Here is a 25,360-nt window from a genome sequence, read left to right as displayed (position 1 = left end):
GTTACTCCTTGGTTGCTGGCGGATTGGTGGCTGGAGAAGACTGGCTGTAGAGGAATTTGCCGATCAGATCTTCCAGCACTATGGCTGATTTGGTGTCTTCAATCATGTCACCATCCTTGAGCATGTTGGTGCCCATCTCTTCATCGGTGAAGCCTGGCGTCAGGCCGACATATTGCTCGCCGAGCAGGCCCGAGGTCAGGATGGAGAGGGTGCTGGTCTCGGAAAACTCGCCGGCGGCCTTCTGCATCAGCAGGGAGACGACAGGTACCTGAGTCTTGGCATCCAGAGTGATGTCACTGACCCGACCGACGACCACGCCACCGACCTTGACCGGTGAGCGCACTTTCAGGCCGCCGATATTATCGAAATGGGCGCGCAGGGTATAGGTTTCTCCTTCCGGTTTGAAACTCAATCCCGCCACTTGCAGTGCCAATGCCAGAATGGCCGCGATGCCAGCCAGCATGAAGGCGCCAACCAGGAATTCTACTTTGCTGAACTTCATCTTTACCTTATCCAAACATGACTGCGGTGAGTATAAAATCCAGACCGAGCACGGCCAGGGATGAGTGGACTACGGTACGGGTCGTCGCCTGACTGATCCCGGCCGAGGTCGGCTTGGCATCATAGCCATTGAAGAGTGCTATCCAGGTGACGACCAGGGCGAAGATCACGCTCTTGATGGCCCCTTGCATGATGTCATCCTGCCAATCGACGGCAGCCTGCATGGCGGACCAGAAGCTGCCCTCGTCCACCCCAAGCCAGTCGACGCCGACCAGTTTGCCACCGAAGATGCCGATCAGGCTGAACATGAAGGCCAGCAGCGGCATGCTGATGACCCCGGCCCAGAAGCGGGGTGCCACCACCCGGCGCAGGGGATCCACCGCCATCATCTCCAGGCTGGAGAGCTGCTCCGTGGCCTTCATCAGGCCGATCTCGGCGGTCAGTGCCGAACCGGCCCGACCGGCAAACAGCAGGGCGGTGACCACGGGCCCGAGTTCCCGCAGCAGGGAGAGGGAGACCAGGGGACCCAGGCTCTGCTCTGCGCCGAAATCCTTCAATACGTTGTAACCCTGCAAGGAGAGCACCATGCCGATAAACAATCCCGACACCAGAATGATGGCGACGGATTGCACGCCCACCACATAGAGCTGCTGGATCAGCAGGGGGAAGTGCTTGCGTGGCTGGGGGCGGCCCGCCAGCGCATGAAACAGCATGATGGTGGCGCGGCCGATGGCGCTGATGAAGCGCACCCCGACCCGACCCAGTTTGCTTACTTGGCTTGTCAACATCACAGATCCTGTAGCAGATCGCCTGCCGGAAAATGAAACGGAACAGGACCGTCGGGCAATCCTTTCAGGAACTGCTCGACCTCGGGATTGTGTTCCTCACGCAGCTGATCCGGGGTGCCGTGGGCCACCACCTTGCGATTGGCGATGATGTAGGCGTAGTCGGCGATGCTCAGCACCTCTTTCACATCGTGGGTGACGATAACGGAGGTGATGCCGAGGGCATTGTTCAGTTCCTTGATGAGCTTGACCAGCACCGCCATGGTGATGGGATCCTGACCGACGAAGGGTTCGTCATACATGATGAGATCCGGATCCAGCGCGATGGATCTGGCCAGCGCGGCGCGGCGGGCCATGCCGCCGGACAGCTCGGACGGCATCAGCCTGGCGGCACCGCGCAATCCTACTGCCTGCAGTTTCATCATGACGACGGTGTGGATCAGCTCCTCCGGCAGGCCGGAGTGTTCCCGCAGCGGAAAGGCCACGTTGTCGAATACCGTCATGCCGGTGAACAGGGCGCCGCTCTGGAACAGCATGCTCATCCGCTTGCGCACTTCGTACAGGCGATTGCGGGAGAGGCTGGGAATGTCTTCACCGTCGAACAGAATATGACCCGATTCCGGTTTCAGCTGGCCACCGATCAGGCGCAGTAAGGTGGTCTTGCCGATGCCGCTTGGCCCCATGACGGCGGTGACCTTGCCACGAGGAATGGTCAGGTTGATCCTGTCGTACAGCAACCTATCGCCGTGACTGAAGCTCAGATCGGCGATGGTGATCAGGTCATCGTTCAAACAATTGTCCATCCGGTATAAAAGAAGAGCGAATTTTATGGGCTAGTCTAGGTCTAAGCAACAGCAAGGAACAACTATTGGGCGTCTATCCCCCCCAAATACACGACAGTTTTATGTAACAACTTGCATCAACGGGGTGATGGCCCTGCATCCGATTCGCTTATCTCGACAGACTTTTTTATAATCCCGCAGCAAATTTCGGCCCGGAGCTGTGCATTTATGTCTGTAAAGCCTGAGAAAGTGTCTGAACTGTTCGATTTTCGTCGCAGTGCCCGCGCGGTGCTGGACATTGAAAAGCAAGCGATTGATGGACTCTACCAGTACCTCGACGAGACCTTCGACCAGGCCTGCGAGATGGTGCTGCGCTGCGCCGGCAAGATAGTGGTCACCGGCATGGGCAAGTCCGGCCATGTGGGCAACAAGATAGCCGCGACCCTCGCCAGCACGGGCACTCCTGCCTTCTTCCTGCACCCGGGCGAAGCCAGCCACGGGGATCTGGGCATGATCTCAACAGGGGATCTCATCATCGCCATCTCCAACTCCGGCGAGAGTGACGAGATCCTGGCCCTGCTGCCGGTGCTCAAGCGCCGCGGCATTCCGCTCATCTGCATGACCGGCAACCGGGCCTCGACCATGGCCAAGGAGGCCAATGTCCACCTTTGTATCAAGGTCGACAAGGAGGCCTGCCCCCTCGGTCTGGCGCCCACCTCCAGCACCACCGCCACCCTGGTGATGGGGGATGCGCTGGCCGTGGCGCTGCTGGAAGCCCGCGGCTTCACCGCCGACGACTTCGCCCTCTCCCATCCGGGCGGTTCCCTCGGCAAGCGGCTGCTGCTACGGGTTGGGGACTTGATGCACAGTGGCGAGCTGTTGCCCCGGGTAGGGATAGATGCCACCATCAGCCAGGCGTTGCTGGAAGTGAGCCGCAAGGGCTTGGGCATGACGGCGGTTGTGGATGAACAGGGGCTGCTGGCCGGTCTGTTCACCGACGGAGACTTGCGCCGGATCTTGGATCTGCAAGTGGACATCCATCACACCTCGATCGCCAAGGTAATGACGCCCAACTGTGTTACCGTAGGGCCAGAGATGATGGCGGCCGAGGCCGTCAAGCTGATGGAAACCAGAAAGATTAACGGATTGCTGGTGGTGGATGAGGCGAGGCGGCCGCTGGGTGCCTTCAACATGCACGACCTGCTCAAAGCCGGGGTGATTTGATGCAAGATGTACCGACCCTCTATGGTCCGGTGACGCGCAGCCAGTATGACAAGGCGGCGCAGATCCGTCTGCTGGTGTGCGATGTGGATGGGGTGCTCTCCAATGGCTTCATTTACATGGGCAATAACGGTGAAGAGCTGAAGACCTTCTGCACCCGGGACGGGGCCGGCATGCGTGCCCTGCTCAATGCCGGGATCGAGCTGGCCATCATCACCGGCCGCAATTCCCGCATCGTCAGCGATCGGATGAGGGGTCTGGGGGTGCAGCATCTGGTGCAGGGGGCGGATCAGAAGTTGCCCCACTTCGAGGCCTTGCTGACCAAACTGGGTCTGGATGCATCGCAGGCAGCCTACATGGGGGATGACACCATAGATCTGCCGGTGATGGCGGCCTGTGGCCTCGGCATCGCGGTGGCGGATGCCCACCCCCTGGTGCTGGCCCGCGCCGATCTGGTCACCCACCTCGGCGGGGGCGTCGGTGCGGTACGCGAGGTGTGCGATCTCATCTTGCAGGCGCAGGGGCTTGGCGATTACCAGCCTGAGGCGTCCGTATGAACAAACAGACACTGCTGTTCGGCCTGCTGTTTCTGGTGGCGCTGGCGGCCTGGCAACTCGGTGACATCGAGCTGGCGCCGGAGCCGACCACCAAGGTCGAGAACTATCAGCCGGACTTCACCGCCAAGAATTTGGTCACCACCCGCTTCAACGAGCAGGGTAAGCGGACCGAGCGGCTGGAGTCGGAATTTGCCGAGTATTTCCAGATCCTTGAGCAGGCGACCTTCGACAAGCCGGTGATCTACCTGTTCGACGAGCAGGGTGAGGCCGAATGGAAGGTGACGGCGCAGACCGGCGTGCTCAATACCGATGACAACGTGATCCTGCGCGACAAGGTGCATCTGGATGGCTTGTTGCCAGCCTCTTTCATCTCCACATTGGATACTCCCTATCTGGAGATGGATCTGGTGACCCAGGACGTGAGAAGCAATCAGCACATCAGTATCGTCGGTCAGGAATTCCAGACTGAAGGGGTTGGCCTCAAGGGTCACCTTGGTCGCAAATATTTCGAATTACTGGATAAAGGCCATGCCACTTATTTCAATGAAAAACGTTAATCTGGCCCTCGCCGCGCTGCTGCTGTGCGGTGCCGTGAATGCCAAAGAGTCCGACTTCACCCAGAAAGTCTACGTGGATGCGGTCAAGCAGGTGGCCGAGATGCAGGACAACCGCATCACCTTCAGTGAGGATGTGATCATCACTCAGGGCTCCATCAAGATTAAGGCCGACAAGGTGGTGGTGATCCGCTCCGGCGAGAAGGGCGCCGAGGTGATGACCGCCTATGGCAACCCCGCGACCTTCTTTCAGGTGCTGGACAACGGCAAGCCCGTCAACGCCCATGGCAACAGCATCCGTTACGAGCTGAAGAACCGGCAGGTCACCATCACCGGCAACGGCCAGCTCAAGCAGGAAGACAGCCAGGTCAACGGGGATCTGATTCGCTACGACATCGTCACCCAGAAGATGATTGCCGAGAGCAAGGGCCCGGCCCAGCGCGTCAAGACGGTGTTCTTGCCGGATCAGATAGAAAACTTCGACAAGCCCGCCGATCAGAAGAAGTAGGAAACGAGCCATGGCAGTGTTAAAAGCAGTTGGCCTGCAGAAGAGCTACAAGCGCCGCATGGTCGTCAGCGACGTGAGTCTGGAAGTGGGCACGGGTCAGATCGTGGGGCTGCTTGGCCCGAACGGGGCGGGCAAGACCACCTCCTTCTACATGATCGTGGGCCTGGTGCAGCGGGATGCCGGTCTCATCACCATCGACGATCAGGACATCAGCCTGCAACCCATGCATATCCGGGCCCGCAACGGCATCGGCTATCTGCCGCAGGAGGCCTCGATCTTCCGCCGTCTGTCGGTGTTCGACAACCTGATGGGGGTCATGCAGACCCGCAAGGGTTTGAGCAGCGAAGAGCGGGAAGACAAGGTCGAGCAACTGCTGGAAGAGTTCAACATCACTCATATCCGCGACAACCTGGGGCAGAGCCTCTCGGGCGGCGAGCGGCGACGGGTCGAGATCGCCCGGGCCCTGGCGGCAGAACCGAGATTTATTCTGCTTGATGAGCCTTTTGCAGGGGTTGATCCTATTTCAGTCATAGATATCAAGAAGATCATCCAGCATCTGAAAGAACGCGGGTTGGGTGTCTTGATCACCGACCACAACGTCAGAGAGACGCTGGATGTGTGCGAGAAGGCCTATATCGTCAGCCATGGCAAGATGATTGCCGAAGGCGCTCCGGCCGATATCCTCGCCGATGAGCAGGTCAAGCGCGTCTATTTGGGCGATCAATTCAGTCTATAGTAAGGGGGCATCCCTCATTGTTGTTAGGTGATTGCCTCGCTGAACATAAGGATATCCCGACGTAGATGAAGCCGACATTACAGTTGCGTCTCGGTCAGTCACTGACCATGACGCCACAATTACAACAAGCTATTCGTCTGCTCCAGCTCTCCACGCTGGAACTCCAGCAGGAAATTCAGCAAGCGCTCGACAGTAACCCCTTGCTGGAGCAAGAGGAGAACGAGGCGCAGGAAACCAACCCGACAGAGGTGCCCGACGCCAGTCAACTCGACTCCAGCGATGCCATGGCGCAGGACAAGATGCCGGACGAGCTGCCAGTGGATACCACCTGGGACGATGTCTATTCGGCCGGCACGGCCCAGAGCGCAGGCCCCATCCACGATGGGGAAGACAGCGTCTATCAGGGGGAAACCACCGAAAACCTGCAGGACTATCTGCTGTGGCAGATGCGGTTGACGCCGTTCAGCGATCTGGACGCCGCCATCGCCCTCGCCATCATCGATGCCATCGACGACTCCGGTTATCTGACCGTCTCCCTCGAGGATATTCAGGCTGCAGTCAGCAGCGATGAAGTAGAAGTCGAACTGGATGAGGTCGAAGCCGTGCTCAAGCGGGTGCAGCATTTCGATCCTGTCGGCATCGCGGCCCGGTCGGTCCAGGAGTGTCTGCTGATCCAGCTCGGTCAATATTCTCCCGAGCTGCCCTGGCTCAATGAGGCGAGAGAAGTGATCAGCGAGCACATGGACTTGCTCGGCAATCGGGATTATCGCACCCTGGCCCGCAAGACCAAGCTCAAGGAGAGCGACCTCAAGGAGGTGCTGGATCTCATCCAGCAACTGGAGCCCAGACCCGGCAACGGCATCATCCAGAGCGAATCTCAATACGTGATCCCGGACGTGTCCGTGATCAAGAAGGGCAACAAGTGGGTGGTGGAGCTCAATCCGGATTCGGCGCCGCGCATTCGTGTCAACGAGGCCTACGCGGCCATGGCCCGCAACGCGCGCAGCAGCACGGATACCCAGTTCATTCGCTCCCACCTGCAGGAAGCGAAGTGGTTTATCAAGAGCCTGGAGAGTCGCAACGACACCCTGCTCAAGGTGGCCAGCTGCATCGTCGAGCAGCAGCAGGGCTTCTTCGAATACGGTGAGGAGGCCATGAAACCCATGGTGCTCAACGACATCGCCGAGGCGGTGGAGATGCATGAGTCGACCATTTCACGGGTGACGACCCAGAAGTACATGCACACACACCGCGGCATTTTTGAACTGAAGTTTTTCTTCTCCAGTCATGTCAATACGGAGGGAGGAGGGGAGTGCTCATCGACCGCAATTCGCGCCCTGATCAAAAAGTTGGTGACGGCAGAGAACCCTGCCAAACCGCTTAGTGATAGCAAGATCGCGGATTTGCTGGCCGAACAGGGTATTATGGTGGCGAGACGCACGATCGCAAAGTACCGTGAATCCTTGTTGATCCCGCCATCGAATCAGCGCAAACGCCTGGTTTAGGCAAACAAAAGGAAGACGTTATGCAAATTAACCTGACCGGACACCATGTCGAGATTACCGAAGCTCTGCGTGATTATGTGAACAACAAATTTGCCAAACTCGAGCGTCACTTTGACCATATCAACAACGTACACGTGGTGTTGAGCGTCGAAAAACTGAACCAGATTGCCGAAGCCAAGCTGCATGTCAGCGGGGGGGAGGTGTTCGCCAATTCGCAGCATGCCGACATGTATGCTGCGATTGATACCCTGCTGGATAAACTGGATCGGCAGATCATCAAGCACAAAGATAAATTAAATCAAAAATAACTATGCAACTTGAACACATACTGAGTCGGGACTGCACCAAGAGTGCGGTCCCCTGTACCAGCAAGAAACGCGCCCTCGAGATCATCAGTGAGTTGGCCGCAGAGCGCCTCGGCACCTCCCGTCAGGTACTGTTCGAGAGCCTGCTGGCGCGGGAAAAAATGGGCAGTACCGGGATCGGTGCCGGTATTGCCATTCCCCACGGTCGGATCGACGACGCCTTCGCGCCGACCGCCGTGCTGATGACCTTCTCCGAATCCATCCCTTTCGATTCCATCGACAATCAACCGGTTGACCTGCTGTTTGCATTGCTGGTGCCGGAAAGCGAGTGCAAACAGCATCTCAAGACCCTTTCCCTGATGGCATCCAAGCTGGGCGACAAGGCGGTCTGCCGTCAGTTGCGCCAGGCGACCAGCGATGAAGAGCTCTATCAGATCATGACCTCGGCCTGATGCCGGGCACGACACAGCCATGTTGGCGTGAGGGGACAAGATGCAATTAATAGTGGTAAGCGGCCGTTCGGGCTCCGGCAAGACGGTAGCCCTGAGGGTGCTGGAGGATCTGGGGTACTACTGCGTGGATAACTTGCCGGTCAATCTGCTGCCCCAGCTGATCGTCTCGGTGGAGAGCCAGTATGACAAGCTGGCGGTCAGCATAGACGTGCGCAACCTGCCCAGCCAGCCTGATAAACTGGACAACCTGCTGGCTCAAGTACGCAACGAGGGGCGGGTGGAGTTCTCCAGCTTCTTCTTCGATGCCGACAACACCACCCTGCTCAAGCGCTATGGCGAGAGTCGCCGGCTGCACCCCTTGTCGCGCAACAAGCTGTCACTGGATGAGGCGATCCGGGAAGAGACCCACCTGCTGGCACCGCTCTCCTCCACCGCCGATCTGCGCATCGACACCACCAGCCTCAGCATTCACGACCTGAGCGAGCTCATCAAGACCCGGGTGCTCGGCAAGAAAGAGAACGAGCTGGTGCTGGTGTTCGAGTCGTTCGGCTTCAAGTACGGCATTCCCAAGGACGCAGACTTCGTGTTCGATGCCCGTTTCCTGCCCAACCCGCACTGGATCCCCGAACTCAAGCCCTTCACCGGCCAGGATGAGCCGGTCGCCAATTACCTCTCGGCCCAGCCTGACGTCATGCTGTTCATCCAGCAGATAGAGAACATGCTGGCGACCTGGTTGCCCCAGCTGGAGCGCAACAATCGCAGCTATGTGACGGTCGGCATCGGCTGTACCGGTGGCCAGCACCGCTCGGTGTTCGTTGCCGAGCGGCTGGCCAGCGCCTTCCGTCTGCTCGGCAAGAACGTGCAGATCCGCCACCGCACGCTGGACAAGCGTTCACCGCAAGTCTGATAGACCAACAGGACGCTCAGATGACAGTTTCCGCCTCGGTAGAAGTCAAAAACAAGCTGGGTATTCATGCCAGACCGGCCATGATGTTGTTCGAGCTGGTGCAGGGCTTCGATGCCCATGTGCTGCTGCGCAACGAGGACGGGGTGGAGGCCGATGCGGACAGCGTTATCGGCCTGCTGATGCTCGACTCCGCCCAGGGCAAGCAAGTGGAAGTCCAGGTGGAGGGGCCGGAAGAAGAAGAGGCCTTGGCCGCCGTAGTGGCGCTGTTCACCTCGGGTTTCAACGAGGAGTGAGCGGCGCCTCCCTTGCCGTCATGATCCGGCGCGCGCCAGCGCCTTGAAACCGGCGAAATCCCGACAAGCCAGCAGATTTCTGCTGGCTTTTTCGTTCATCAGCGCCAGGAACAGATCGTAGAGCCCCATCGCCTCCTCGTAGTCGGCCTTGGCGATGGCGAGCACGAAGATAAGGGTAGCGGTTTCGCCATTGCCCCAGTCGATGCCCTGTGGTGCCAGCACCGTATAGACCAGAGTGCGGCGCGCCAGCAAGCCGAGTGAGTGAGGCAGGGCAATGCCGTCCCCCAGCATGGTGGAGACGATGTGCTCCCGCTCGTGCAGTGAATTCCTGAATCCGCTCTCCACCAGCTCTTCGGCTTCCAGCTGATCGCAGATGCGGGCAAACAGCTGCGCCTGACTGAGGGGCTCGCTGACCACCATGAAGTGGTCGGCGTCGAAGTACTTGTCGACTAGATAGGGGCGGGTGCGGTCTATCAGCACCAGCTTGCCGAGCTGCTCCAGCTGGTACTGGGTCGGGAAGGGGGCCATCTGCACTACGGGGACGTTCTTCTCGCTCACCTTGACGGTGCTGATGACGAAGTCCTGCTCGATCCGCCCCAATCCCTCGTAATCCCGCACCGACTCCAGGCTGGTCAGTTGCAACTGGGGATATTCACGCTTGATCCGTGCCTCCAGCACCCGGAAGGTGGCATTGCCCGCGTCGCACAGCAGCAGCGCCTGGGGTGGACGGCTGTAGCCGATGTCGTGGTGGCGCTCCAGGCCGACCCCGATGTGGATCACCAGGTAACCGATCTCGTGGTGGGTCAGGTGATAGGGGGTCTGCCTGATCCACTGGGAGATGGCGGCCAGGGTGATGTCGTAGGCAAGGGGATAATACTGCTTGATGTGATCCGCCAGCGGATTGTGGCTGCCGACCTGGTATTTGATCCGCAGCAGCATGGCGCTGATGTGGGTCAGCAGATCGGCGCGCAGCTGGCCGTCATGGCGCAGATCGTAGGGATAGTGCTGGTGGATGTAATCCAGCAGGTGCTCGACCAGCTGGGCGCTCTCGGCGGCCATGGCCGCGCTGAGGTGCGGAGTATCGGCGATGAGGCGAGCCTGGATCTGGATGGCGAGGGCGCTCACCTCCGGCTCTCCCTGCGGGGTCAGGGTCGGCAGTTCTTCATAGATGTCTCGAGCCACCGCCTTGAGGGGGGCGGTGAGATCCTCGCTACAAAATGTCAGCAGCTCATGGCCCGATGCCTGCCGTAGCAGGGCGACGGCGCAATAGATGGTGAGCTGTTGCAGGCTCTCGTCCGCCAGCCGCAGCTGGTGGCGACCGAGCTGTGCGTGGATGCGATTGCCGATGACCTCCAGCGTCTTACTGGGGCAGAGGTTCGGCAGCAGGCCCTGCAAGGGGCCATTACGTGTCTGCTCCCGATAGAGCAGCTGGGTGAGACAGGCGCGGATGGCGGTCTCCTCCCCCTGGATGCGCATACCGAGCCGCGGCTTGCTGTCGATATTGAGCCCGAAGTGGGCGAGCCGCTCTCTCACCTGGGCCATGTCCCCCTGCAGCGCCGCCCGGCTCAGATACCAGGTCTCCGCCAGCTCCTCGAGCTTGATGCCCTGTTCGGCGGTGAGCAGCAGGAGCTGCAGATGCAGCACCCTCTCACGGCTGGTGCGCGGCAGGCCGCTCTCCTGCTCCTGGGCCGCCAACAACGCGTCGAACAGCCCCTGATTGTAGATCTTGAGCTGGTAGCCGCTGCCACGCTGATGGATCAGGTGGCCGCCATGGGTGGCGATCAGCTCATTCAGGGTCGCCACGTCGGTGCGCACCGTGCGGGTGGAGACGTTGAGGCGACGCGCCAGCTCCTCCTGCGGCATGGGCTCTGCATGGAGTTGGGTCAGCAGTTGATGGAGTCTAGGGTGGGGCAGCTTGAGCATGGGGGAAGCGTGACTCCTGTCGCGAGAGAAGGGATCGATGTTAACAAGCTGATCATCAACAAGCCAGGCACCGGTCGGTGATCGGACCGGTGCCGCTCTTAATGTTATGCCAGCAGTTGCTTCACCATGGTCAGCAGGGTCCGCACGTCCTCGGGACGAGTCAGGCCGCTGTCGCTGTCGATGATGGAGCTGTAGATGTGGGGGATCACCTTCTCGACCCCGGCATCCAGCGCGATGCGCACTATCTCCTCGAAGTTGTCCAGATCTATGCCACCGGTGGGCTCCAGCCAGAAGCCGTGGCGGGCGCAGGCCTCGGCTACCGCCTGATACTCGTCGCGGCAGGCCAGGCCTCCCATGGGGAAGAACTTGACCGAGCTGCCGCCCATGTCCCTGAGCAGGGCGATGGCGGTATCGATGGGGACTATGCCGTCGGCCTGCTGCGCGCTGAGCGGGCCTGTGGAAATCTTTACCATGCCGGGGGTGCCGGTGGGGGAGATGAGGCCATTCACCAGAGTCTGTGGCTGGCCCAGTAGCGCCCGGCTGGCACCCACCCCGGTGAACACCTGATTGACGTGTTGGGGCTGCAACTGGCGAGCCAGCTCGGCCACCATGGCGGACTGGCGGGGATCCCCGGCACCCAGGCCGATGGAGAGGGCATTGTCGATCAAGGCCGCGTAGGCCTGCATGTCGGCGACGGCGGAGGGTACATCCGGGTAGTTCTTGGAGAGCACGCCGACCAGCACATGGCCCTCGGCTGCTTCATAAATGTCGACGGCATTTTGTCTGGATCCAGCCAGCACGTTGAGGCAGACCCGATCACGGTAATAGTTGGGGGTAAGGGACATCAGTTGTTCTCCTGGGCTAGTTGGGCGATGGCCGCGTGGATCTGGTCGAGCTGGGCCGCACTGACGCTGCGCACGTCGATCTCGATGTGACCCTCGTTGGCCTTGTAGCCGCGACAATAGATGGCCGGGTTGCCCTGTTGCAGCCGTGCCACCACCTGCACAGTGGTCATGCCGAGGCGCTCATGATCGAAGGCGATGTCGGTGCGGGCGATGTCGCGCCCCGCACTGTCCCACACCACCTGGGCCCTGACGCCGGGCAGCAGATTGAGGCGCTCGATGAAGGGGGTCATCTTGGCCACCATGGCGGCACCGCTCTCCTTCTCTTTCTCCAGATAGCGTTCGATGGCGTGGGTCAGGCCGAGGATCCCCTCCTTGCCCACCTTCATGGCACGGCCTATGCCACCGGATTGCTGCTTGACCCACTCCACATACTGATGCTTGCCCAGTACCAGGCCGCTGGTGGGCCCTTCGATGGCCTTGGCACCGCTGTAGATGACCAGATCCGCACCTTGTTGGTAGTAAAGACGCAGATCTTCTTCCGCCGCCGCGTCGACGATGAGCGGCACCCGATGGGCCTTGGCCACCTCGGCCGCTTCGGCCACCGACAGAATGCTCTTCTGCACGCAGTGGTGGGACTTGATGTAGAGGATGGCGGCGGTGTTGGGATTGATGGCGGCGGCCAGCTGGGCGAGGGAGCACTCGTTGGCATAGCCGGCCTCCACCACCTTGCCGCCACCCAGGTTGATCATGGTGCCGACTGGTGCGCCGAAGTTCACGTTGTGGCCCTTGGGCAACACAACTTCGCTCGGCACCGGGTGGCCGTGAGCGTGCAACTGCTCCAGCCGGTAGGCGTCACCGCGCACTATCACGGCGGCCACCGACTGGGCTATACCGGCGGCGGCGCAGGAGACCACCACGGCGTCTTCCACATCCAGCAAGCCCGCCAGGTAGGCGCCGGTCTTGTTGACCAGATCCTTCACCTCGAAGTAGTGGCCGAGGCCGAAGTTGACCGCATCGACCACCTCCTGCTCCGGGGTGGAGACGCCGAGCAGGGTCATGCGCCCGGAGGCGTTGATCACGGGTTTGAGCTGATATTTCTCATACACAGAAGACATGGTGTGATTTCCCATAGTGAGTCAGAACCAGGTCACCGCCCACCAAGGCGGCGAGGGGGAGCAGTTGCAAGTCGCCGCTACGCGACTGGGTTTCGGTATCCATAAACAGGGTCGGGCCAGAGGCCAGCTCGAACAGGGTCAGATCGGCGTCGGCCCCAACTTCGAGCCGCCCCTTGCCGGTCAGGCGCAGCGCATCGGCGGCCTGGTGGGTGACGCAGGAGAGCACCTGCTCCAGCGTCATGCCGATGACGAGGAACTTGGACATCACGTGGGCCAGGCTATACACAGGCCCCTTGATGCGGTTCTTGCAGTAGATGTCCGAGCTGATGGTGTGGGGCAGTATCCCCTGGCGGATGGCGTGTTCTGCCACCTCGAAGCTGAAGCTGGCACTGCCGTGGCCGATGTCGAGGCGCAGACCCCGTTGCAGCGCCTCGCGCACCGCGACCCGCAGCTCACCGGCCGGCGTCAGGATGCGGTTCGGCTTGCCGTTGAAGCAGTGAGTCAGCAGATCGCCGTCTCCCAGCAGGGCGACTATCTCGTCCAGATCCGGCGGCGTGTTGCCCACGTGCACCATCAGCGGCAGATCGCCGTTATCGCGCTGGATCTGCTTGGCGATGCGCAGCGGTTGCAGGCCATTCTCGCCCACCACGCTGCCACTCATGCGCGCCTTGATGCCGACGATGAAGTTAGGGTGACGGCGAATGGCCGCCTGGGCCAGCGCGGGGTCTATATCGGCCGGGTTGGCCAGCTCGTTCTGGCGCAGCAGGCCGATGCGGGAGATGTTGAGCAGGGCGTGCACCCGGGTCTTGCAGTCCGCGGCCAGTCGCTGGAACGCGTCCACGTCGTCGGCCCCCGTGCTGCCGGCGTCGATGACGGTGGTGACGCCGGACTCCACCCCTATCTTGTCCGGCTCATCCTGATAGATGGGGGAGGCGGGATAGCAGTGGGTGTGGCCGTCGATCCAGCCGGCACTGACATGCACCCGCCCGGCCAGAGTGAGGGTTTGCTTCGCCTCTGCCGTCGCGGGCAAGGCGCTGAGCGCCGCTATCTTGCCGTCCTGGATGGCGATGTCGATGAGCTCGCCATTTCCCTGGCGCCCCGCTCTGATGATCATGTCGTACATGCTGATATCCCTCTTGGAACCTGCTTACGCTCTTACTGCGAGGCCGTGATCAAGGCTCATGTGCTGCTCGGAATCCTCACGTATAGCTATACGCTCCGGTTCCTGCGCTGCTCTTCACCTTGCTGACGACCTCTCGCGACAGATCGCAAACAGGTTCTTAAATGCCGCCCGAGAGACGGCCAGTGATTAAGCCAGAGCGACCGGGAAGAAGGTGCCGAGCAGCATGGCACCCAGGATGGCGCCGCCGGTGATGGGCTTGTTCCAGATGTAGAACAGCAGTGCACCCAGCAGGGAACCCAAGCCGATGGGGATGGAGGCGCCCATGGCGGAGAGGATGATCAAGGGGCCGAGGAAGCGCCCTGAGCTGTTGCCCGCGCCCATCATCACGTCCGCACCGTAGGTGGAGTTGCTCTGATTGATGGTGAACTTGCGCGCCAGGATGATCACATAGCCGATGGCCAGGCCAATCCCCATGCCGGTTGCCAGGGAGGCACCGAAGTTCTCCACCGGATAGAGGATGCCGGCACCCAGCAATAGGGCGGGGACGCCTAGGCCGACACCGGTCTGGATGGCTCCGCCGATATCCAGGATCCCCACCAGGGAGCCCTCGATGATGCGGGCAAACAGGAAGCTGGCACCGAAGGCCGCGACCGCACCGTAGGCCCCTGTGTCCATGCCGGCTTTCAGCATGGCGACGAAGGCCACCTCGTTGAAGGCACCGACGCCGTACAGGTAAAACATGTGGGTTCCGGCAAAGACCCCGGCCGACAGCAGGCCGACGAAGATGGGGAAGGACCAGTCCGCGTACCAGAAGTTGTTTCTCAGTTTCTCATCCATGTCGGGGTCCCTTATTTGCCGCTCATCAGGTTATGGACATTTTCCAGCCACAGGGGGATCCCCAGGTGGAAGGATTCGATCAGTTTCATATCAAAGCCACGGAAGAATCCGCTCAGCACGAACAGCAGAACGATGGCTGCCATCATCACCTTGGTGACATGGTTCCAGCCGCTCTCTTCCACGCCCTTGCCGATCAGGATGCCGAGTACCAGACCCGGCACGGCGTTGCCCATGATGAGCTGAGCCAGACCGCCGAAGATGGTGGCCCAGAAGCCGGACTTCTTGCCCGCCTCGATGGCGGCCAGCCAGAAGATCACCGGCATGACGGTGTTGACCAGCAGGTTGGCGGCCGGCACCAGTACCTTGACGGCGGTGACCTGCAGGGCGGCGGGGACGGCGGCGGCCGTGCTGTTCAAGAAGGCGACGACGATGGCACCTATGATGCCGCCGGCGATGGCCATCTTCTTGGGGTCGTGCAGGGTGCTGGTGATATCCCGGTTCCTGACCAGCAGCGCGGCCGTGGCCCAGTGCGGGATGATGCGGTGATCCACGTCCTGGGTGAAGGCGCCGGCCGCGACGGTCGAGGCCCAGGCGTTGAAGAAGAAGCCCAGCCCGAAGGAGAAGTGGGAGGCAGGATCCCCTTCGCAGGAGTTGAGCTCACCCAGGGTGCGGAAGGCCCCCATGCCCTGCACGGTCGGGGCGTGGAACATCCGTGCCGCGCCGACCCCCACCCCGACGCCGACCAGGCCGCCGATGATCAATGATTTGAAAAGAATGATTAGAAACATCCAATGTGTCCTTTTTGTGGGGTTACACCAGGGTGAACGCGACCTTGTCGGCATCCAGGCTGGTGACTTTGACCGTGATCTCCAGCTGGACGCGGAACTCGTGGCGTTGGCGCGGCAGGAAGAAGAACAGGAACTTCTCCACCCGGACCGACTCCTCGGCCTTGAGCACCTGCACCTCGAGCGGTTCGATGCGCAGCATCACGCGCGGGTTGTCCTTGAGCAGGTTGGGTTGCACCTGGGTGAGGGCGGAGGCAAACGCCTGCTGGCGAGTCGCTCCCTTGCCGTTGACGACGACCTGGGTGGTGAAGTGTTCGTTCATCAGACGCGACCGTGCTTCTTGGCGAAGGCTTCGACCAGCTTCTGGCCCAGCTCTTCCTTGTCATTGAAGCCAAAGCCCAGTACCACGCAGCCGTCGTTGATGGCGGTGACGCCCTCCTCGATGGAGCGCATACCGTAACGGCACTTGTAGCCGTACTTGGTCTGAGCCGTGATGGCGCCGGCGCCGCCGCTGCCACAGAAGGAGATGCCGAGATCCGCCTGCTCCTTGTTCATCACATCACCGAGCTTCATGTCGGCGGCCATGCCGGGGATGACGGTCACGCTGGCACCGGCGGCTTCCGCCCCTGCACCCACTTTCTGGCCCTTGCCGAGACGATCTCCGATCACGAGTTTGATAACTGACATTGGGTATCTCCTTTGTGTTACAGGCCCAGCACCGAGCTGAGTTCATTTTCTTTGGCGACTTCGAAATGGACGGACAACAGGTGGGCCTCTTCATGGGCCAGGTTATCCAACCAGGCGACAACCTGTTCGGCCAGTCGCAGGGAGAGGGGAGAGATCTCGTCGAACAGACTGAGGTCGACCTCCGGCAGGGATTCACCGCTATGGGAGCGCCACACCATGGCTTTGACGTGGGAGGCCAGCATCTGTTTTTGCACCTCATTGGGACGAATGCCCTGATCCGCCAGCAGGTTGTGGATCCGCGCCAGGGTGAGGTCCGTCTTGCGTTGCAAGGCGGGGTGATCCGGGGTCAGGGCGTTGTCATGAGTGTCGGTAGTCAAGGTCTGCTCTCCAAGGCTGGCAGAAGGGATGGGACTACCCTAAGGGGATGGCGCCGTGTGGAGGAGGCAGTGTTTTTCCGATTCGAAACGGAAATTCCAGGCAAGAGTCCCCTTAATCCGGCCATTTTTGCGTACTCGTGGCCAAAAGAGCGCTGCTCGAGGCTTGCCTGGTGTGATCAAGGGCGCACTTTAGCGGGCAGGGCAGGGGGAGATTTGAGAGGCGAAACTGTGAATCAGCTCACGGACGGAGCGAGAAAAGCAGGAGGATAACAACGAGGGGCACCCTGGTGCCCCTCGTTGCGAAACAGGAAATGGGGCTAACTAGCGGAGGCCGCGCTGCTGGCCGGCAGATTCTGGTAGCGCACGTCTTCCTCGATGGTGACCTCCACGTCCAGCGGCTTGCCGTTGCGGATCACCGAGATGGTCAGCTTGGTGCCGGGACGGCTCTCGACGATCTTGTCCATGACGGGGCGCACGCCACTGATGGCCTCACCGTTGACCTTGAGCAGCACATCCCCGCGCTTGAGCCCCGCCTTGCTGGCCGGACCCATCGGATCCAGGCTCTCCACCACCAGACCCTGCAGATCCCCCAGGTTCATCATGCGCGCGACTATGGGGTTGATCTCGACGCTGGAGATGCCGAGGTAGCCGCGGATGACCCGACCGTTGGCAATCAATTCGTCCATGATGCGTTTGGCCAGCTTGTAGGGGATGGCAAAGCTGATGCCGTAGCTCTCCTGATTGCCGTTGAGGTGATAGGCGGCGGTGTTGATGCCGACCAGATCGCCGCGGCCGTTGACCAGGGCGCCGCCCGAGTTGCCCTCGTTGATGGCGGCATCGGTCTGCAGCAGATCCTGCCGGCCGTTGCTGTCCGGTCCCATGCTGGAGAGGCCGATACGACCGGTGGCGCTGATGATGCCCTGGGTGATGGTCTGGCCGACGTTGTAGGGGTTGCCGATGGCGAGCACCACGTCTCCCACGTCCGGCAAGCGATCAGGATCCTGCGGGATCACCGGCAGGTTGTCCGATTCGATGTAGAGTACCGCCAAATCGGTCAGCTTGTCGGTGCCGACCAGCTCGGCGCTGAAGACCCGACCATCTTGCAGTGCGACTATGATCTGGTCCGCGTCGGCGATGACGTGGTAGTTGGTCAGCACGTGGCCGCGCTGATTCATGATTACTCCTGAGCCCAGCCCTTGCGGCCTGAGTTCGGCCTTCTCGCCGCGATTGCCGGCGAAACTGCGGGTGTAGATGTTGACGACGGCGGGGCCGGCGCGGTGGGCGGCGTAGGAGAAACTCAGCTCACGAGCATTGGTGATGAGACCCGGCAGGGGGGCGCCACCTCGAAAATTGGGGAACAGCAGCAACAGGAGTGCGGCGACGGTGAGGCCAAAGCCGACAGACTTGCCCAAGTAACTGATCAAAGGTGGGATTTTCATGTCATTCTCATCCGTACATGCTGCGCGCAGAGAATAACATTATCGGTGGATAAAAATCACCCGCGGCGGTTGCCGCGGGTGTGAGGGACTTAACGTATCACCAAATAGAGCGAGGAGTCGCCGCGCTGGATGTTCAGCGCCAGCACTTCCGGCTTGTCTTTCAATGCCTTGGTCAGCTCTCCCAGAGAGTTGATGCGCAGGCGGTTGACCCCGATGATGATGTCACCCTTCTGCAGGCCGGAGGCGGCGGCAGGGGAGCGCGGATCGATATCGGAGACGGCCACGCCGGTCACCGGTTCTGTGGTGGTACTGAGCTTGGCCCCTTCCAGTGCCGGATGCAGGGCGCTGGCGAGGATCTCGCTGTCATCGGCCTTCTTCAGAGTGACCTTGACGGTCTGCTCCTTGCCATCACGGATCAGGCCGAGGGCAACCTGCTTGTCGGCACCCATGGTCGCAATCTTGGCGCGCAGCTCACCGAACGAGCGGATGGGCTTGCCATCGATGCTGATGATGATGTCGCCCGCCTTGATGCCGGCCTTGTCGGCGGCGGAATCAGGCATGACCTGGTTGACGAAGGCACCGTCCTTCTTGTTGTAGCCGAAGGACTTGGCGATGTCGGTGGTCAGCTCGGTGCCGGTGATCCCCAACTGGCCACGGCGTACTTCGCCGTACTTGACGATCTGATCGGACAGATCCCGCACCATGTTGGACGGAATGGCGAAGCCGATACCGATGTTGCCACCGTTCGGACCCAGGATAGCGGTGTTGATGCCGATCAGCTCGCCACGCAGGTTGAGCAGGGCGCCGCCGGAGTTGCCGGAGTTGATGGCCGCATCGGTCTGGATGAAGTTCTCCAGATTTTCGATGTTGAGGCCGCTGCGACCCAGGGCACTGACGATGCCGGAGGTGACGGTCTGACCCAGGCCAAACGGGTTGCCGATGGCCAGCGCATAGTCACCGACCCGCAGCTCGTCGGAATCGGCGAACTTGATCTGCACCAGGTCTTCGGCCTTGATTTGCAGCAGGGCGATATCGGACTGCTTGTCTTCGCCAATCTTCTTGGCGGCGTATTCACGACCGTCCTTCAGATTGACCTTGATCTCGTCCGCCTCGTGGACCACGTGGGCGTTGGTGATCACATAGCCCTTCTTGGCATCGATGATGACGCCGGAGCCCAGCGCCTGGAAGGGCTGCTCGCTCACCTGCTCGTCAGGCATGTTGGGGCCGAAGAAGAAGCGGAATTGTTCCGGCAGACGCTGGCGAGTGATCTTCTTGCCAGAGACGGAGATGTTGACCACGGCAGGGGTGACCTGCTCGAGGACCGGGGCCAGGCTCGGCATATCCTGATTGTTCGCCAGCAGGGGCAGGGCAGCTTGCGCTGGCGCAGCGGACAGGGCGATACCGACACTGAGGGCTAATACACTGAATACAGAAAGAGATTTACGCATATGAGAAACAGCTCCCAGAAAAAGTTGCATTGCAATCGTCAAGGTCTGACCACGATAAGGCGTAATTAGTTCCACTAGGGACTAGCTGGGTTGCTTGAGCAGCCCGGAAGCACCCGCGTAGTCACGCGGCGGCAGACCCGGTTCTTCGTTGGCGGAGGCATCATTGACCTCGTCAGGCTGAGGTTCGCGGAACAGCGGCTCCTGTACCTTGGCCAAGAATTTGCTCTGCTCGGCCATGTGGCGATACAGGGTCTGGTATTGATCGGCCAGCTGTTCCATCAAGGCGGCGCTGTCGGCAAAGTGCGTGGTGATCTGGCCCTGATAGCTTTCCAGTTCCTTGTGGGCCTTCTTCAGCTCCTGTTCCAGACGACCGGCATCCCGGCTGCGGACCGTGAAACGACCGACCAGAACGCCGATGATGAGGGCGGCTACCGCCAGCAGGATCCCGTTTAACAGAGTCATAGATGCTCCTTGTTACAGCTAAATCGATGAGTGTTGAGACGGCCCTATTGGCCGCGATGCCTCGTGGGCACTATACCGTGCACCCCGAGAGCGTGATACCATTTTGTCCTTCATTCAGGGACTTGGAGGCGGTTTACAGGATGACCCCGCAGCAAAAATATCAGCAGGATTTGCAGCGTCCCGGCTTTTTGGCCGACCCGGCCCAGGCGATGGCCGTGGCCCGCCTGGAGAGACTCTATCAGGATTTGTGCGCCAGCCCGACTCCGACCAGATCCCGTGGCTTGCTCGGCTGGTTGCAAAAGCCCAAGCCCGCCGCGCCCGTCCTCGGACTCTATATGTGGGGCGGAGTGGGCCGAGGCAAGACCTGGTTGATGGATACTTTTTTCGAGAGCCTGCCGGGTGAGCGGAAGTTGCGCATTCACTTCCACCGCTTCATGCACCGGATCCACGCAGAGCTGCAGGCGCTGACCGGTCAGGCCGACCCGCTCAAACTCATCGCCAGCAAGCTGGCCGGTGAGACCGACGTCATCTGCTTCGACGAATTTTTCGTCTCCGACATCACGGACGCCATGTTGCTGGGCACCCTGTTCCAGGAACTGTTCGGCCACGGGGTGGTGCTGGTGGCAACTTCCAATATTCCGCCCAAGGATCTCTATCGCAACGGTCTGCAGCGTGCTCGCTTCCTGCCTGCCATCGAGCTGATCGAGCGCCATTGCGAGGTGCTCAATGTCGATGGGGGCGTCGACTACCGACTGCGTACCCTGGAGCAGGCGGAGATCTACCACTTCCCGCTGGACGAGCAGGCCAGGCGCAATCTCGATCATTATTTCGGGCAACTCAGCGGATCGGCGCGGATCGATGCCGCCATGCTGGAGGTCAATCATCGCCAACTCGGTGTGTTGGGGATGGGGGAAGGGGTGCTCTATATGGAGTTCGAGCAACTCTGTTGTACCCCGCGCTCCCAAAGCGACTACATCGAGTTGGCCCGGGAGTTTCACACCGTGCTGTTGGCCAATGTGCAACCAATGGGAAGGGGGACGGACGACGCCGCTCGCCGCTTCATCGCCATGGTGGATGAGTTCTACGAGCGACACGTCAAACTCATCCTGTCGGCGGCCGTGCCCATGATTGAGCTCTACGGAGAGGGTCTGCTGAATTTCGAATTCAAGCGCTGTCTTTCGCGGCTTCAGGAGATGCAATCGCACGAATACCTTGCCAGAGTGCACCTTCCTTAGTCACAATACCCGAGCCTGCCAGTCGGATGGGCATCTGCGGCAGGTAGGGCCGGGCGACATTTGCTAGCTTCATGGCAGTGAAATTAGCAGGTGATATTTAAGGCAACTTCACTTATAATCGCCCGGCCCACGTTACAGCTGTCGATAAGACAGCAACACTTTAAGCTTTACTTGTATTCGAAGGGGTACAGGTAGGCCATCGTTTGTTGTTTGTGGGAGAGCCCCCATAAGCAATTGGGTCTGTAACAGGTAATTGGGTTTAACTTAATGAAAACTTTCGTTGCCAAGCCAGAAACCGTAAAACGTGACTGGTACATTGTGGACGCAGAAGGTAAAACTCTGGGTCGTATCGCAACCGAGATCGCTGCTCGTCTGCGTGGTAAGCACAAAGCTGAATACACTCCGCACGTTGACACCGGTGATTACATCATCGTTGTAAACGCTGAGAAGGTACACGTAACCGGTAAGAAATTTACCGACAAAATGTACCACGCTCACTCCGGTTTCCCGGGTGGTATCAAGTCCATCAGCTTTGACAAGCTGATTCAGCGTAAGCCGGAAATGGTAATCGAAGCTGCCGTCAAGGGTATGCTGCCGAAGGGGCCGCTGGGCCGTGCCATGTTCCGTAAGCTGAAAGTTTACGCAGGCGCAGAGCACGCTCATGCTGCTCAGCAACCTCAAGTACTGGATATCTAACGGGAACTGGCAACATGGCAGAAAATCAATACTACGGTACCGGCCGTCGCAAAAGCTCCACTGCTCGCGTCTTTATCAAAGCGGGTAGCGGTAAAATCGTAATCAACCAGCGCTCCCTGGAGCAATACTTCGGCCGTCCGACTGCCCGCATGGTAGTTCGTCAGCCGCTGGAACTGGTTGAGATGACCGAGAAACTGGATCTGTACATCACCGTTAACGGTGGCGGCATCTCCGGTCAAGCTGGTGCGATCCGTCACGGTATCACTCGTGCTCTGATGCAGTACGACGAGACCCTGCGTGGCGAACTGCGTAAAGCTGGCTTTGTTACTCGCGATGCCCGTAAGGTTGAGCGTAAGAAAGTCGGTCTGCACAAAGCACGTAAGCGTCCGCAGTACTCCAAGCGTTAATTCGCTTTTGGTACGCACTCTCACGAGTGTCAAAAAAGCCTGGCAACTGCCAGGCTTTTTTTATTGGTAACATTACATACTCCAATGCTAACCATGCGTCACAAAAGACAAAAATTTGTGTATTTATTGTTTTTGCCCCTCGCTTCTCTTTCTTGTCAAATTGTTATCTTTTCTTTAAAATTTCCATGGTCTTTCTGTGTCAATTGCCACTCCGCTTCCGCAGCAGTTGTCATGGGGAGAGGAGATAGGAAACGGGGACACTATAAGAATGAGCGGAGTCCACATGGGAGAGTTTTTGGATGAGCAATGCGCCAGTTGATACCGGTCGCCGCAGATTTCTTACCTGGTCAACGGTTGCCGTTGGCGGAGTAGGAGCTGCTTTTACCGCAGTGCCGTTTATAAAGTCATGGAATCCGAGTGCCAAAGCCAAAGCGGCGGGGGCTCCGGTCGAAGTGGACATCAGCAAGTTGGAGCCGGGTCAGCTCATTCGCGTCGAGTGGCGTGGCAAGCCGGTCTGGGTGGTGAAACGAACCAAGCAGACTCTGGATGCCCTGGCAACGCACGATGACAAGCTGCGCGATCCTGCCTCCGATGAGCCACAGCAGCCGGATTATGCCCACAACGGTTACAGATCCATCAAGCCGGAGATCTTCGTCGCCGTCGGTATCTGTACACATCTGGGCTGTTCCCCTTCTTATCTGCCAGACAGCTTCGGTGAGCAGGTGCAGGGAGTGGCTTCCGGCTTCTTCTGCCCGTGCCATGGCTCCAAGTTCGACATGGCTGGTCGAGTGTTCCAGGGCGTACCTGCACCGCTGAACCTGGTCATTCCGCCATATCAATTTCTTAGCGACACCACCATTCTGGTCGGTGCCGATGGCAAGGAGGCCTGACCATGTTTGTCAAACTCATGGGCTGGATTGACGATCGTTTCCCGCTCACGGCCATGTACAACGACCACATGGCCAAGTACCCGGCCCCCAAGAACCTGAACTTCTGGTACTTCTTCGGCTCCCTGGCCATGTTGGTGCTGGTCAACCAGATCATCACCGGCATCTGGCTGACCATGAACTACAACCCGTCGGCGGAGGGCGCCTTTGCCTCCGTGGAATACATCATGCGGGATGTGGATTACGGCTGGCTGCTGCGCTACATGCACTCCACCGGCGCCTCCGCCTTCTTCGTCGTGGTCTATCTGCACATGTTCCGCGGCATGATCTACGGCTCCTACCAGAAGCCACGCGAGTTGCTGTGGATATTCGGCATGCTGATCTTCCTGGTGCTGATGGCAGAAGCCTTCATGGGCTATCTGCTGCCCTGGGGACAGATGTCATTCTGGGGGGCTCAGGTCATCATCTCGTTGTTTGGCGCTATTCCAGTCATAGGTGACGATCTGACCCTGTGGATCCGGGGCGACTATGTCATCTCTGGCGCCACCCTGAACCGCTTCTTCGCGTTGCACGTCATCGCCCTGCCGCTGGTGCTGGTGATGCTGGTGGCCATGCACATACTGGCGCTGCACGAGGTGGGTTCCAACAACCCGGACGGCATCGACATCAAGAAGCACAAGGATGAGAAAGGCTGGCCGCTGGATGCGGTGGCGTTCCACCCTTACTTCACGGTCAAGGACATGATCGGGGTAGCGGGCTTCCTGTTCCTGTTCTGCGCCATCATCTTCTTCAAGCCGGACATGTGGGGTTACTTCCTCGAGAAACCGAACTTCGAAGTGGCGAACGGTCTGAAGACCCCGGAGCACATAGCCCCGGTCTGGTACTTCACCCCCTTCTACGCCATCTTGCGGGCGGTGCCGGACAAGCTGCTGGGGGTCATCATGATGGGTCTGTCCATCGTGGTGCTGTTCCTGTTGCCCTGGCTGGATCGCTGCAAGGTACGCTCCGTGCGCTATCGCAGCACCCTGCACAAGCTGAACATCGCCCAGTTCGTGGTCTGCTTCGTCATCCTGGGTGTGCTGGGGGTGTTGCCATCGACGCCGACGCTGACCCTGATCGCACAGATCTGTTCACTGGGGTATTTCGGGTTCTTCGTCCTGCTGTTCTTTTACAGCAAGAATGAAAACACCAAGCCGCTGCCGGAGAGGGTGACATTCAAATGAAAAGAATAATATTTGCAGTGCTGGCTCTGTTGCCCAGTCTGGCCTTCGCCTCCGGCAGTGCTTTTCCGCTCGACAAGGCGGAGTACGATCTGAACGACAAGGTTTCCTTGCAGCGTGGCGCCACCACCTTCATGAACTACTGTGCGGGTTGTCACTCCACCCAGTATCAGCGCTATAACCGGGTTGCCGCCGATATCGGCATCCCGGAAGAGCTGATGCGGGAGAACCTGGTCTTCACCGGCGCCAAGATAGGCGATCTGATGAAGAGCGCCATGTCCGAGAAAGATGCGGCGCGCTGGTTCGGTGCTCCGCCGCCGGATCTAACCCTGGTCGCCCGGGTGCGTGGTGCAAACTGGATCTACACCTATCTGCGTTCCTTCTACGTGGATGAGACCCGTCCGTTCGGGGTGAACAATGCGGTGTTCCCGTCCGTGGGCATGCCCCACGTGCTGGAGCCGTTGCAGGGAACCCCCCGCGCCGAATTCGCGACTCACGAGGTCGATGGACAGTCGGTACAGCAGGTCGTCGGCATCAAATCTGACGGCAACGGTGAAATGAACAACGAAGAATATGATCAGACGGTACTGGATCTGGTAAACTTCTTGGTCTACTCGGCTGAGCCGGTACAGCAGGAGCGCGAACGCATGGGCTTCTGGGTGCTCGGATTCATCGTTATCTTCTTCATCTTCACTGTGCTGTTGAAGAAGGAATTCTGGCGCGACGTTCACTAAGCGACCGGATCAGAGTAATATGACGCACGGCAAT

The 25,360-nt window shown here is 59.8% G+C and carries 31 protein-coding genes; 16 read left to right on the top strand and 15 right to left on the bottom strand.

From position 1 onward, the window contains the following. Nucleotide 1 precedes the first annotated feature (1 nt). From mlaD to mlaF, 3 genes are read right to left on the bottom strand one after another with little or no spacing between them, the layout of a single operon-like run. Complete coding sequence (gene mlaD, locus BN1124_RS09870) at nucleotides 2-502, bottom strand: outer membrane lipid asymmetry maintenance protein MlaD (protein ID WP_042641421.1); 501 nt, start codon at nucleotides 500-502, stop codon at nucleotides 2-4. Between the two features lie 7 nt (nucleotides 503-509). Further along, complete coding sequence (mlaE, locus tag BN1124_RS09865) at nucleotides 510-1,289, bottom strand: lipid asymmetry maintenance ABC transporter permease subunit MlaE (RefSeq protein ID WP_042641419.1); 780 nt, start codon at nucleotides 1,287-1,289, stop codon at nucleotides 510-512. After that, nucleotides 1,289-2,089: a phospholipid ABC transporter ATP-binding protein MlaF gene (gene mlaF, locus BN1124_RS09860; RefSeq protein WP_042641417.1), complete on the bottom strand. Its 801-nt coding sequence runs from the start codon at nucleotides 2,087-2,089 to the stop codon at nucleotides 1,289-1,291. Before mlaF ends, mlaE begins: the two co-directional genes overlap by 1 nt. Nucleotides 2,090-2,296: 207 nt before the next feature. Here mlaF and BN1124_RS09855 point away from each other — a divergent pair, with 207 nt between their 5' ends. The 10 genes from BN1124_RS09855 to npr all read left to right on the top strand — a co-directional run bounded on the left by BN1124_RS09855 (nucleotide 2,297) and on the right by npr (nucleotide 9,106). After that, the gene (locus tag BN1124_RS09855) at nucleotides 2,297-3,292 is read left to right on the top strand and encodes a KpsF/GutQ family sugar-phosphate isomerase (protein ID WP_042641415.1); all 996 of its coding nucleotides are present in this window, start codon (nucleotides 2,297-2,299) and stop codon (nucleotides 3,290-3,292) included. Further along, complete coding sequence (gene kdsC / locus BN1124_RS09850; protein ID WP_042641413.1) at nucleotides 3,292-3,846, top strand: 3-deoxy-manno-octulosonate-8-phosphatase KdsC; 555 nt, start codon at nucleotides 3,292-3,294, stop codon at nucleotides 3,844-3,846. Before BN1124_RS09855 ends, kdsC begins: the two co-directional genes overlap by 1 nt. Further along, nucleotides 3,843-4,403, top strand: a complete 561-nt coding sequence (gene lptC / locus BN1124_RS09845) for an LPS export ABC transporter periplasmic protein LptC (protein WP_042641411.1) — start codon at nucleotides 3,843-3,845, stop codon at nucleotides 4,401-4,403. The genes kdsC and lptC overlap by 4 nt, the downstream gene beginning before the upstream one ends. Continuing rightward, nucleotides 4,390-4,908 carry a lipopolysaccharide transport periplasmic protein LptA gene (gene lptA, locus BN1124_RS09840; RefSeq protein ID WP_042641409.1) on the top strand — a complete coding sequence of 173 codons (519 nt, stop codon included), beginning with the start codon at nucleotides 4,390-4,392 and terminating at the stop codon, nucleotides 4,906-4,908. The genes lptC and lptA overlap by 14 nt, the downstream gene beginning before the upstream one ends. A gap of 10 nt (nucleotides 4,909-4,918) precedes the next feature. After that, the gene (lptB, locus tag BN1124_RS09835; protein WP_042641407.1) at nucleotides 4,919-5,644 is read left to right on the top strand and encodes an LPS export ABC transporter ATP-binding protein; all 726 of its coding nucleotides are present in this window, start codon (nucleotides 4,919-4,921) and stop codon (nucleotides 5,642-5,644) included. 65 nt (nucleotides 5,645-5,709) lie between these two features. Next, a complete protein-coding gene (locus tag BN1124_RS09830; protein WP_042641406.1) occupies nucleotides 5,710-7,149 on the top strand; it encodes an RNA polymerase factor sigma-54 in 1,440 nt (479 codons plus the stop codon). A gap of 20 nt (nucleotides 7,150-7,169) precedes the next feature. After that, entirely contained in the window at nucleotides 7,170-7,457 is a 288-nt protein-coding gene (gene hpf / locus BN1124_RS09825; protein WP_005305957.1) for a ribosome hibernation promoting factor, read from the top strand. A gap of 2 nt (nucleotides 7,458-7,459) precedes the next feature. Next, entirely contained in the window at nucleotides 7,460-7,906 is a 447-nt protein-coding gene (gene ptsN / locus BN1124_RS09820; protein WP_033132292.1) for a PTS IIA-like nitrogen regulatory protein PtsN, read from the top strand. A gap of 40 nt (nucleotides 7,907-7,946) precedes the next feature. Further along, a complete protein-coding gene (gene rapZ, locus BN1124_RS09815; RefSeq protein WP_033132293.1) occupies nucleotides 7,947-8,813 on the top strand; it encodes an RNase adapter RapZ in 867 nt (288 codons plus the stop codon). A gap of 20 nt (nucleotides 8,814-8,833) precedes the next feature. Continuing rightward, the gene (gene npr / locus BN1124_RS09810) at nucleotides 8,834-9,106 is read left to right on the top strand and encodes a PTS phosphocarrier protein NPr (RefSeq protein WP_033132294.1); all 273 of its coding nucleotides are present in this window, start codon (nucleotides 8,834-8,836) and stop codon (nucleotides 9,104-9,106) included. A gap of 18 nt (nucleotides 9,107-9,124) precedes the next feature. Here npr and BN1124_RS09805 read toward each other — a convergent pair whose 3' ends face one another. From BN1124_RS09805 to BN1124_RS09750, 12 genes are all read right to left on the bottom strand, one after another. Next, a complete protein-coding gene (locus tag BN1124_RS09805) occupies nucleotides 9,125-11,029 on the bottom strand; it encodes a BglG family transcription antiterminator (RefSeq protein WP_042641403.1) in 1,905 nt (634 codons plus the stop codon). Between the two features lie 104 nt (nucleotides 11,030-11,133). Next, on the bottom strand, nucleotides 11,134-11,874 hold the full coding sequence (gene dagF / locus BN1124_RS09800; RefSeq protein WP_042641402.1) for a 2-dehydro-3-deoxy-phosphogluconate aldolase: 741 nt from the start codon (nucleotides 11,872-11,874) through the stop codon (nucleotides 11,134-11,136). Next, the gene (locus BN1124_RS09795) at nucleotides 11,874-12,989 is read right to left on the bottom strand and encodes a DgaE family pyridoxal phosphate-dependent ammonia lyase (protein ID WP_042641400.1); all 1,116 of its coding nucleotides are present in this window, start codon (nucleotides 12,987-12,989) and stop codon (nucleotides 11,874-11,876) included. Before BN1124_RS09795 ends, dagF begins: the two co-directional genes overlap by 1 nt. Then, nucleotides 12,973-14,112 carry an amidohydrolase/deacetylase family metallohydrolase gene (locus BN1124_RS09790; protein WP_042641398.1) on the bottom strand — a complete coding sequence of 380 codons (1,140 nt, stop codon included), beginning with the start codon at nucleotides 14,110-14,112 and terminating at the stop codon, nucleotides 12,973-12,975. The genes BN1124_RS09795 and BN1124_RS09790 overlap by 17 nt, the downstream gene beginning before the upstream one ends. Nucleotides 14,113-14,298: 186 nt before the next feature. Then, on the bottom strand, nucleotides 14,299-14,949 hold the full coding sequence (locus BN1124_RS09785; protein WP_042641395.1) for a DUF4310 family protein: 651 nt from the start codon (nucleotides 14,947-14,949) through the stop codon (nucleotides 14,299-14,301). Between the two features lie 11 nt (nucleotides 14,950-14,960). Then, complete coding sequence (locus BN1124_RS09780; protein WP_042641394.1) at nucleotides 14,961-15,737, bottom strand: DUF4311 domain-containing protein; 777 nt, start codon at nucleotides 15,735-15,737, stop codon at nucleotides 14,961-14,963. Nucleotides 15,738-15,759: 22 nt separating this feature from the next. Further along, nucleotides 15,760-16,056: a DUF4312 family protein gene (locus BN1124_RS09775; RefSeq protein WP_042641393.1), complete on the bottom strand. Its 297-nt coding sequence runs from the start codon at nucleotides 16,054-16,056 to the stop codon at nucleotides 15,760-15,762. After that, a complete protein-coding gene (locus BN1124_RS09770; RefSeq protein WP_042641391.1) occupies nucleotides 16,056-16,421 on the bottom strand; it encodes an SFCGS family glycine-rich protein in 366 nt (121 codons plus the stop codon). Before BN1124_RS09770 ends, BN1124_RS09775 begins: the two co-directional genes overlap by 1 nt. Before the next feature lie 17 nt (nucleotides 16,422-16,438). Further along, a complete protein-coding gene (locus BN1124_RS09765) occupies nucleotides 16,439-16,798 on the bottom strand; it encodes a transcriptional regulator (RefSeq protein ID WP_042641389.1) in 360 nt (119 codons plus the stop codon). Between the two features lie 317 nt (nucleotides 16,799-17,115). Further along, nucleotides 17,116-18,237, bottom strand: coding sequence for an outer membrane-stress sensor serine endopeptidase DegS (gene degS, locus BN1124_RS09760; RefSeq protein WP_042641387.1), 1,122 nt, complete (start codon nucleotides 18,235-18,237; stop codon nucleotides 17,116-17,118). Nucleotides 18,238-18,326: 89 nt separating this feature from the next. Further along, a complete protein-coding gene (locus BN1124_RS09755; protein WP_042641386.1) occupies nucleotides 18,327-19,685 on the bottom strand; it encodes a Do family serine endopeptidase in 1,359 nt (452 codons plus the stop codon). A gap of 81 nt (nucleotides 19,686-19,766) precedes the next feature. Then, nucleotides 19,767-20,147, bottom strand: a complete 381-nt coding sequence (locus tag BN1124_RS09750; RefSeq protein WP_042641385.1) for a Z-ring associated ZapG family protein — start codon at nucleotides 20,145-20,147, stop codon at nucleotides 19,767-19,769. A 140-nt stretch (nucleotides 20,148-20,287) separates the two neighbouring features. Here BN1124_RS09750 and zapE point away from each other — a divergent pair, with 140 nt between their 5' ends. From zapE to BN1124_RS09720, 6 genes are all read left to right on the top strand, one after another. Then, on the top strand, nucleotides 20,288-21,382 hold the full coding sequence (zapE, locus tag BN1124_RS09745; protein ID WP_042641384.1) for a cell division protein ZapE: 1,095 nt from the start codon (nucleotides 20,288-20,290) through the stop codon (nucleotides 21,380-21,382). Between the two features lie 267 nt (nucleotides 21,383-21,649). Continuing rightward, nucleotides 21,650-22,078, top strand: coding sequence for a 50S ribosomal protein L13 (rplM, locus tag BN1124_RS09740; protein ID WP_005336289.1), 429 nt, complete (start codon nucleotides 21,650-21,652; stop codon nucleotides 22,076-22,078). A 14-nt stretch (nucleotides 22,079-22,092) separates the two neighbouring features. Further along, a complete protein-coding gene (gene rpsI / locus BN1124_RS09735; protein WP_005891084.1) occupies nucleotides 22,093-22,485 on the top strand; it encodes a 30S ribosomal protein S9 in 393 nt (130 codons plus the stop codon). A gap of 299 nt (nucleotides 22,486-22,784) precedes the next feature. After that, nucleotides 22,785-23,375 (top strand): ubiquinol-cytochrome c reductase iron-sulfur subunit, encoded by a 591-nt coding sequence (petA, locus tag BN1124_RS09730; protein WP_033132309.1) that lies wholly within the window; start codon nucleotides 22,785-22,787, stop codon nucleotides 23,373-23,375. Between the two features lie 2 nt (nucleotides 23,376-23,377). Then, entirely contained in the window at nucleotides 23,378-24,595 is a 1,218-nt protein-coding gene (locus tag BN1124_RS09725) for a cytochrome b (protein ID WP_033132310.1), read from the top strand. Beyond that, entirely contained in the window at nucleotides 24,592-25,326 is a 735-nt protein-coding gene (locus tag BN1124_RS09720) for a cytochrome c1 (RefSeq protein ID WP_042641378.1), read from the top strand. Before BN1124_RS09725 ends, BN1124_RS09720 begins: the two co-directional genes overlap by 4 nt. The last annotated feature ends 34 nt before the right edge of the window (nucleotides 25,327-25,360 follow it).

This window comes from Aeromonas eucrenophila, from assembly GCF_000819865.1.
Classification (GTDB): domain Bacteria; phylum Pseudomonadota; class Gammaproteobacteria; order Enterobacterales; family Aeromonadaceae; genus Aeromonas; species Aeromonas eucrenophila.
The sequence above is the reverse complement of the archived record's forward strand: the minus strand, read 5'-3'. Positions and strand labels throughout refer to the sequence as shown.

Bases quoted from the DNA above. Each gene is read 5' to 3' on its own strand.
- mlaD (WP_042641421.1), bottom strand. From the start codon at position 502: ATGAAGTTCAGCAAAGTAGAATTCCTGGTTGGCGCCTTCATGCTGGCT.
- mlaE (WP_042641419.1), bottom strand. From the start codon at position 1,289: ATGTTGACAAGCCAAGTAAGCAAACTGGGTCGGGTCGGGGTGCGCTTC.
- mlaF (WP_042641417.1), bottom strand. From the start codon at position 2,089: ATGGACAATTGTTTGAACGATGACCTGATCACCATCGCCGATCTGAGC.
- BN1124_RS09855 (WP_042641415.1), top strand. From the start codon at position 2,297: ATGTCTGTAAAGCCTGAGAAAGTGTCTGAACTGTTCGATTTTCGTCGC.
- kdsC (WP_042641413.1), top strand. From the start codon at position 3,292: ATGCAAGATGTACCGACCCTCTATGGTCCGGTGACGCGCAGCCAGTAT.
- lptC (WP_042641411.1), top strand. From the start codon at position 3,843: ATGAACAAACAGACACTGCTGTTCGGCCTGCTGTTTCTGGTGGCGCTG.
- lptA (WP_042641409.1), top strand. From the start codon at position 4,390: ATGAAAAACGTTAATCTGGCCCTCGCCGCGCTGCTGCTGTGCGGTGCC.
- lptB (WP_042641407.1), top strand. From the start codon at position 4,919: ATGGCAGTGTTAAAAGCAGTTGGCCTGCAGAAGAGCTACAAGCGCCGC.
- BN1124_RS09830 (WP_042641406.1), top strand. From the start codon at position 5,710: ATGAAGCCGACATTACAGTTGCGTCTCGGTCAGTCACTGACCATGACG.
- hpf (WP_005305957.1), top strand. From the start codon at position 7,170: ATGCAAATTAACCTGACCGGACACCATGTCGAGATTACCGAAGCTCTG.
- ptsN (WP_033132292.1), top strand. From the start codon at position 7,460: ATGCAACTTGAACACATACTGAGTCGGGACTGCACCAAGAGTGCGGTC.
- rapZ (WP_033132293.1), top strand. From the start codon at position 7,947: ATGCAATTAATAGTGGTAAGCGGCCGTTCGGGCTCCGGCAAGACGGTA.
- npr (WP_033132294.1), top strand. From the start codon at position 8,834: ATGACAGTTTCCGCCTCGGTAGAAGTCAAAAACAAGCTGGGTATTCAT.
- BN1124_RS09805 (WP_042641403.1), bottom strand. From the start codon at position 11,029: ATGCTCAAGCTGCCCCACCCTAGACTCCATCAACTGCTGACCCAACTC.
- dagF (WP_042641402.1), bottom strand. From the start codon at position 11,874: ATGTCCCTTACCCCCAACTATTACCGTGATCGGGTCTGCCTCAACGTG.
- BN1124_RS09795 (WP_042641400.1), bottom strand. From the start codon at position 12,989: ATGTCTTCTGTGTATGAGAAATATCAGCTCAAACCCGTGATCAACGCC.
- BN1124_RS09790 (WP_042641398.1), bottom strand. From the start codon at position 14,112: ATGTACGACATGATCATCAGAGCGGGGCGCCAGGGAAATGGCGAGCTC.
- BN1124_RS09785 (WP_042641395.1), bottom strand. From the start codon at position 14,949: ATGGATGAGAAACTGAGAAACAACTTCTGGTACGCGGACTGGTCCTTC.
- BN1124_RS09780 (WP_042641394.1), bottom strand. From the start codon at position 15,737: ATGTTTCTAATCATTCTTTTCAAATCATTGATCATCGGCGGCCTGGTC.
- BN1124_RS09775 (WP_042641393.1), bottom strand. From the start codon at position 16,056: ATGAACGAACACTTCACCACCCAGGTCGTCGTCAACGGCAAGGGAGCG.
- BN1124_RS09770 (WP_042641391.1), bottom strand. From the start codon at position 16,421: ATGTCAGTTATCAAACTCGTGATCGGAGATCGTCTCGGCAAGGGCCAG.
- degS (WP_042641387.1), bottom strand. From the start codon at position 18,237: ATGAAAATCCCACCTTTGATCAGTTACTTGGGCAAGTCTGTCGGCTTT.
- BN1124_RS09755 (WP_042641386.1), bottom strand. From the start codon at position 19,685: ATGCGTAAATCTCTTTCTGTATTCAGTGTATTAGCCCTCAGTGTCGGT.
- BN1124_RS09750 (WP_042641385.1), bottom strand. From the start codon at position 20,147: ATGACTCTGTTAAACGGGATCCTGCTGGCGGTAGCCGCCCTCATCATC.
- zapE (WP_042641384.1), top strand. From the start codon at position 20,288: ATGACCCCGCAGCAAAAATATCAGCAGGATTTGCAGCGTCCCGGCTTT.
- rplM (WP_005336289.1), top strand. From the start codon at position 21,650: ATGAAAACTTTCGTTGCCAAGCCAGAAACCGTAAAACGTGACTGGTAC.
- rpsI (WP_005891084.1), top strand. From the start codon at position 22,093: ATGGCAGAAAATCAATACTACGGTACCGGCCGTCGCAAAAGCTCCACT.
- petA (WP_033132309.1), top strand. From the start codon at position 22,785: ATGAGCAATGCGCCAGTTGATACCGGTCGCCGCAGATTTCTTACCTGG.
- BN1124_RS09725 (WP_033132310.1), top strand. From the start codon at position 23,378: ATGTTTGTCAAACTCATGGGCTGGATTGACGATCGTTTCCCGCTCACG.
- BN1124_RS09720 (WP_042641378.1), top strand. From the start codon at position 24,592: ATGAAAAGAATAATATTTGCAGTGCTGGCTCTGTTGCCCAGTCTGGCC.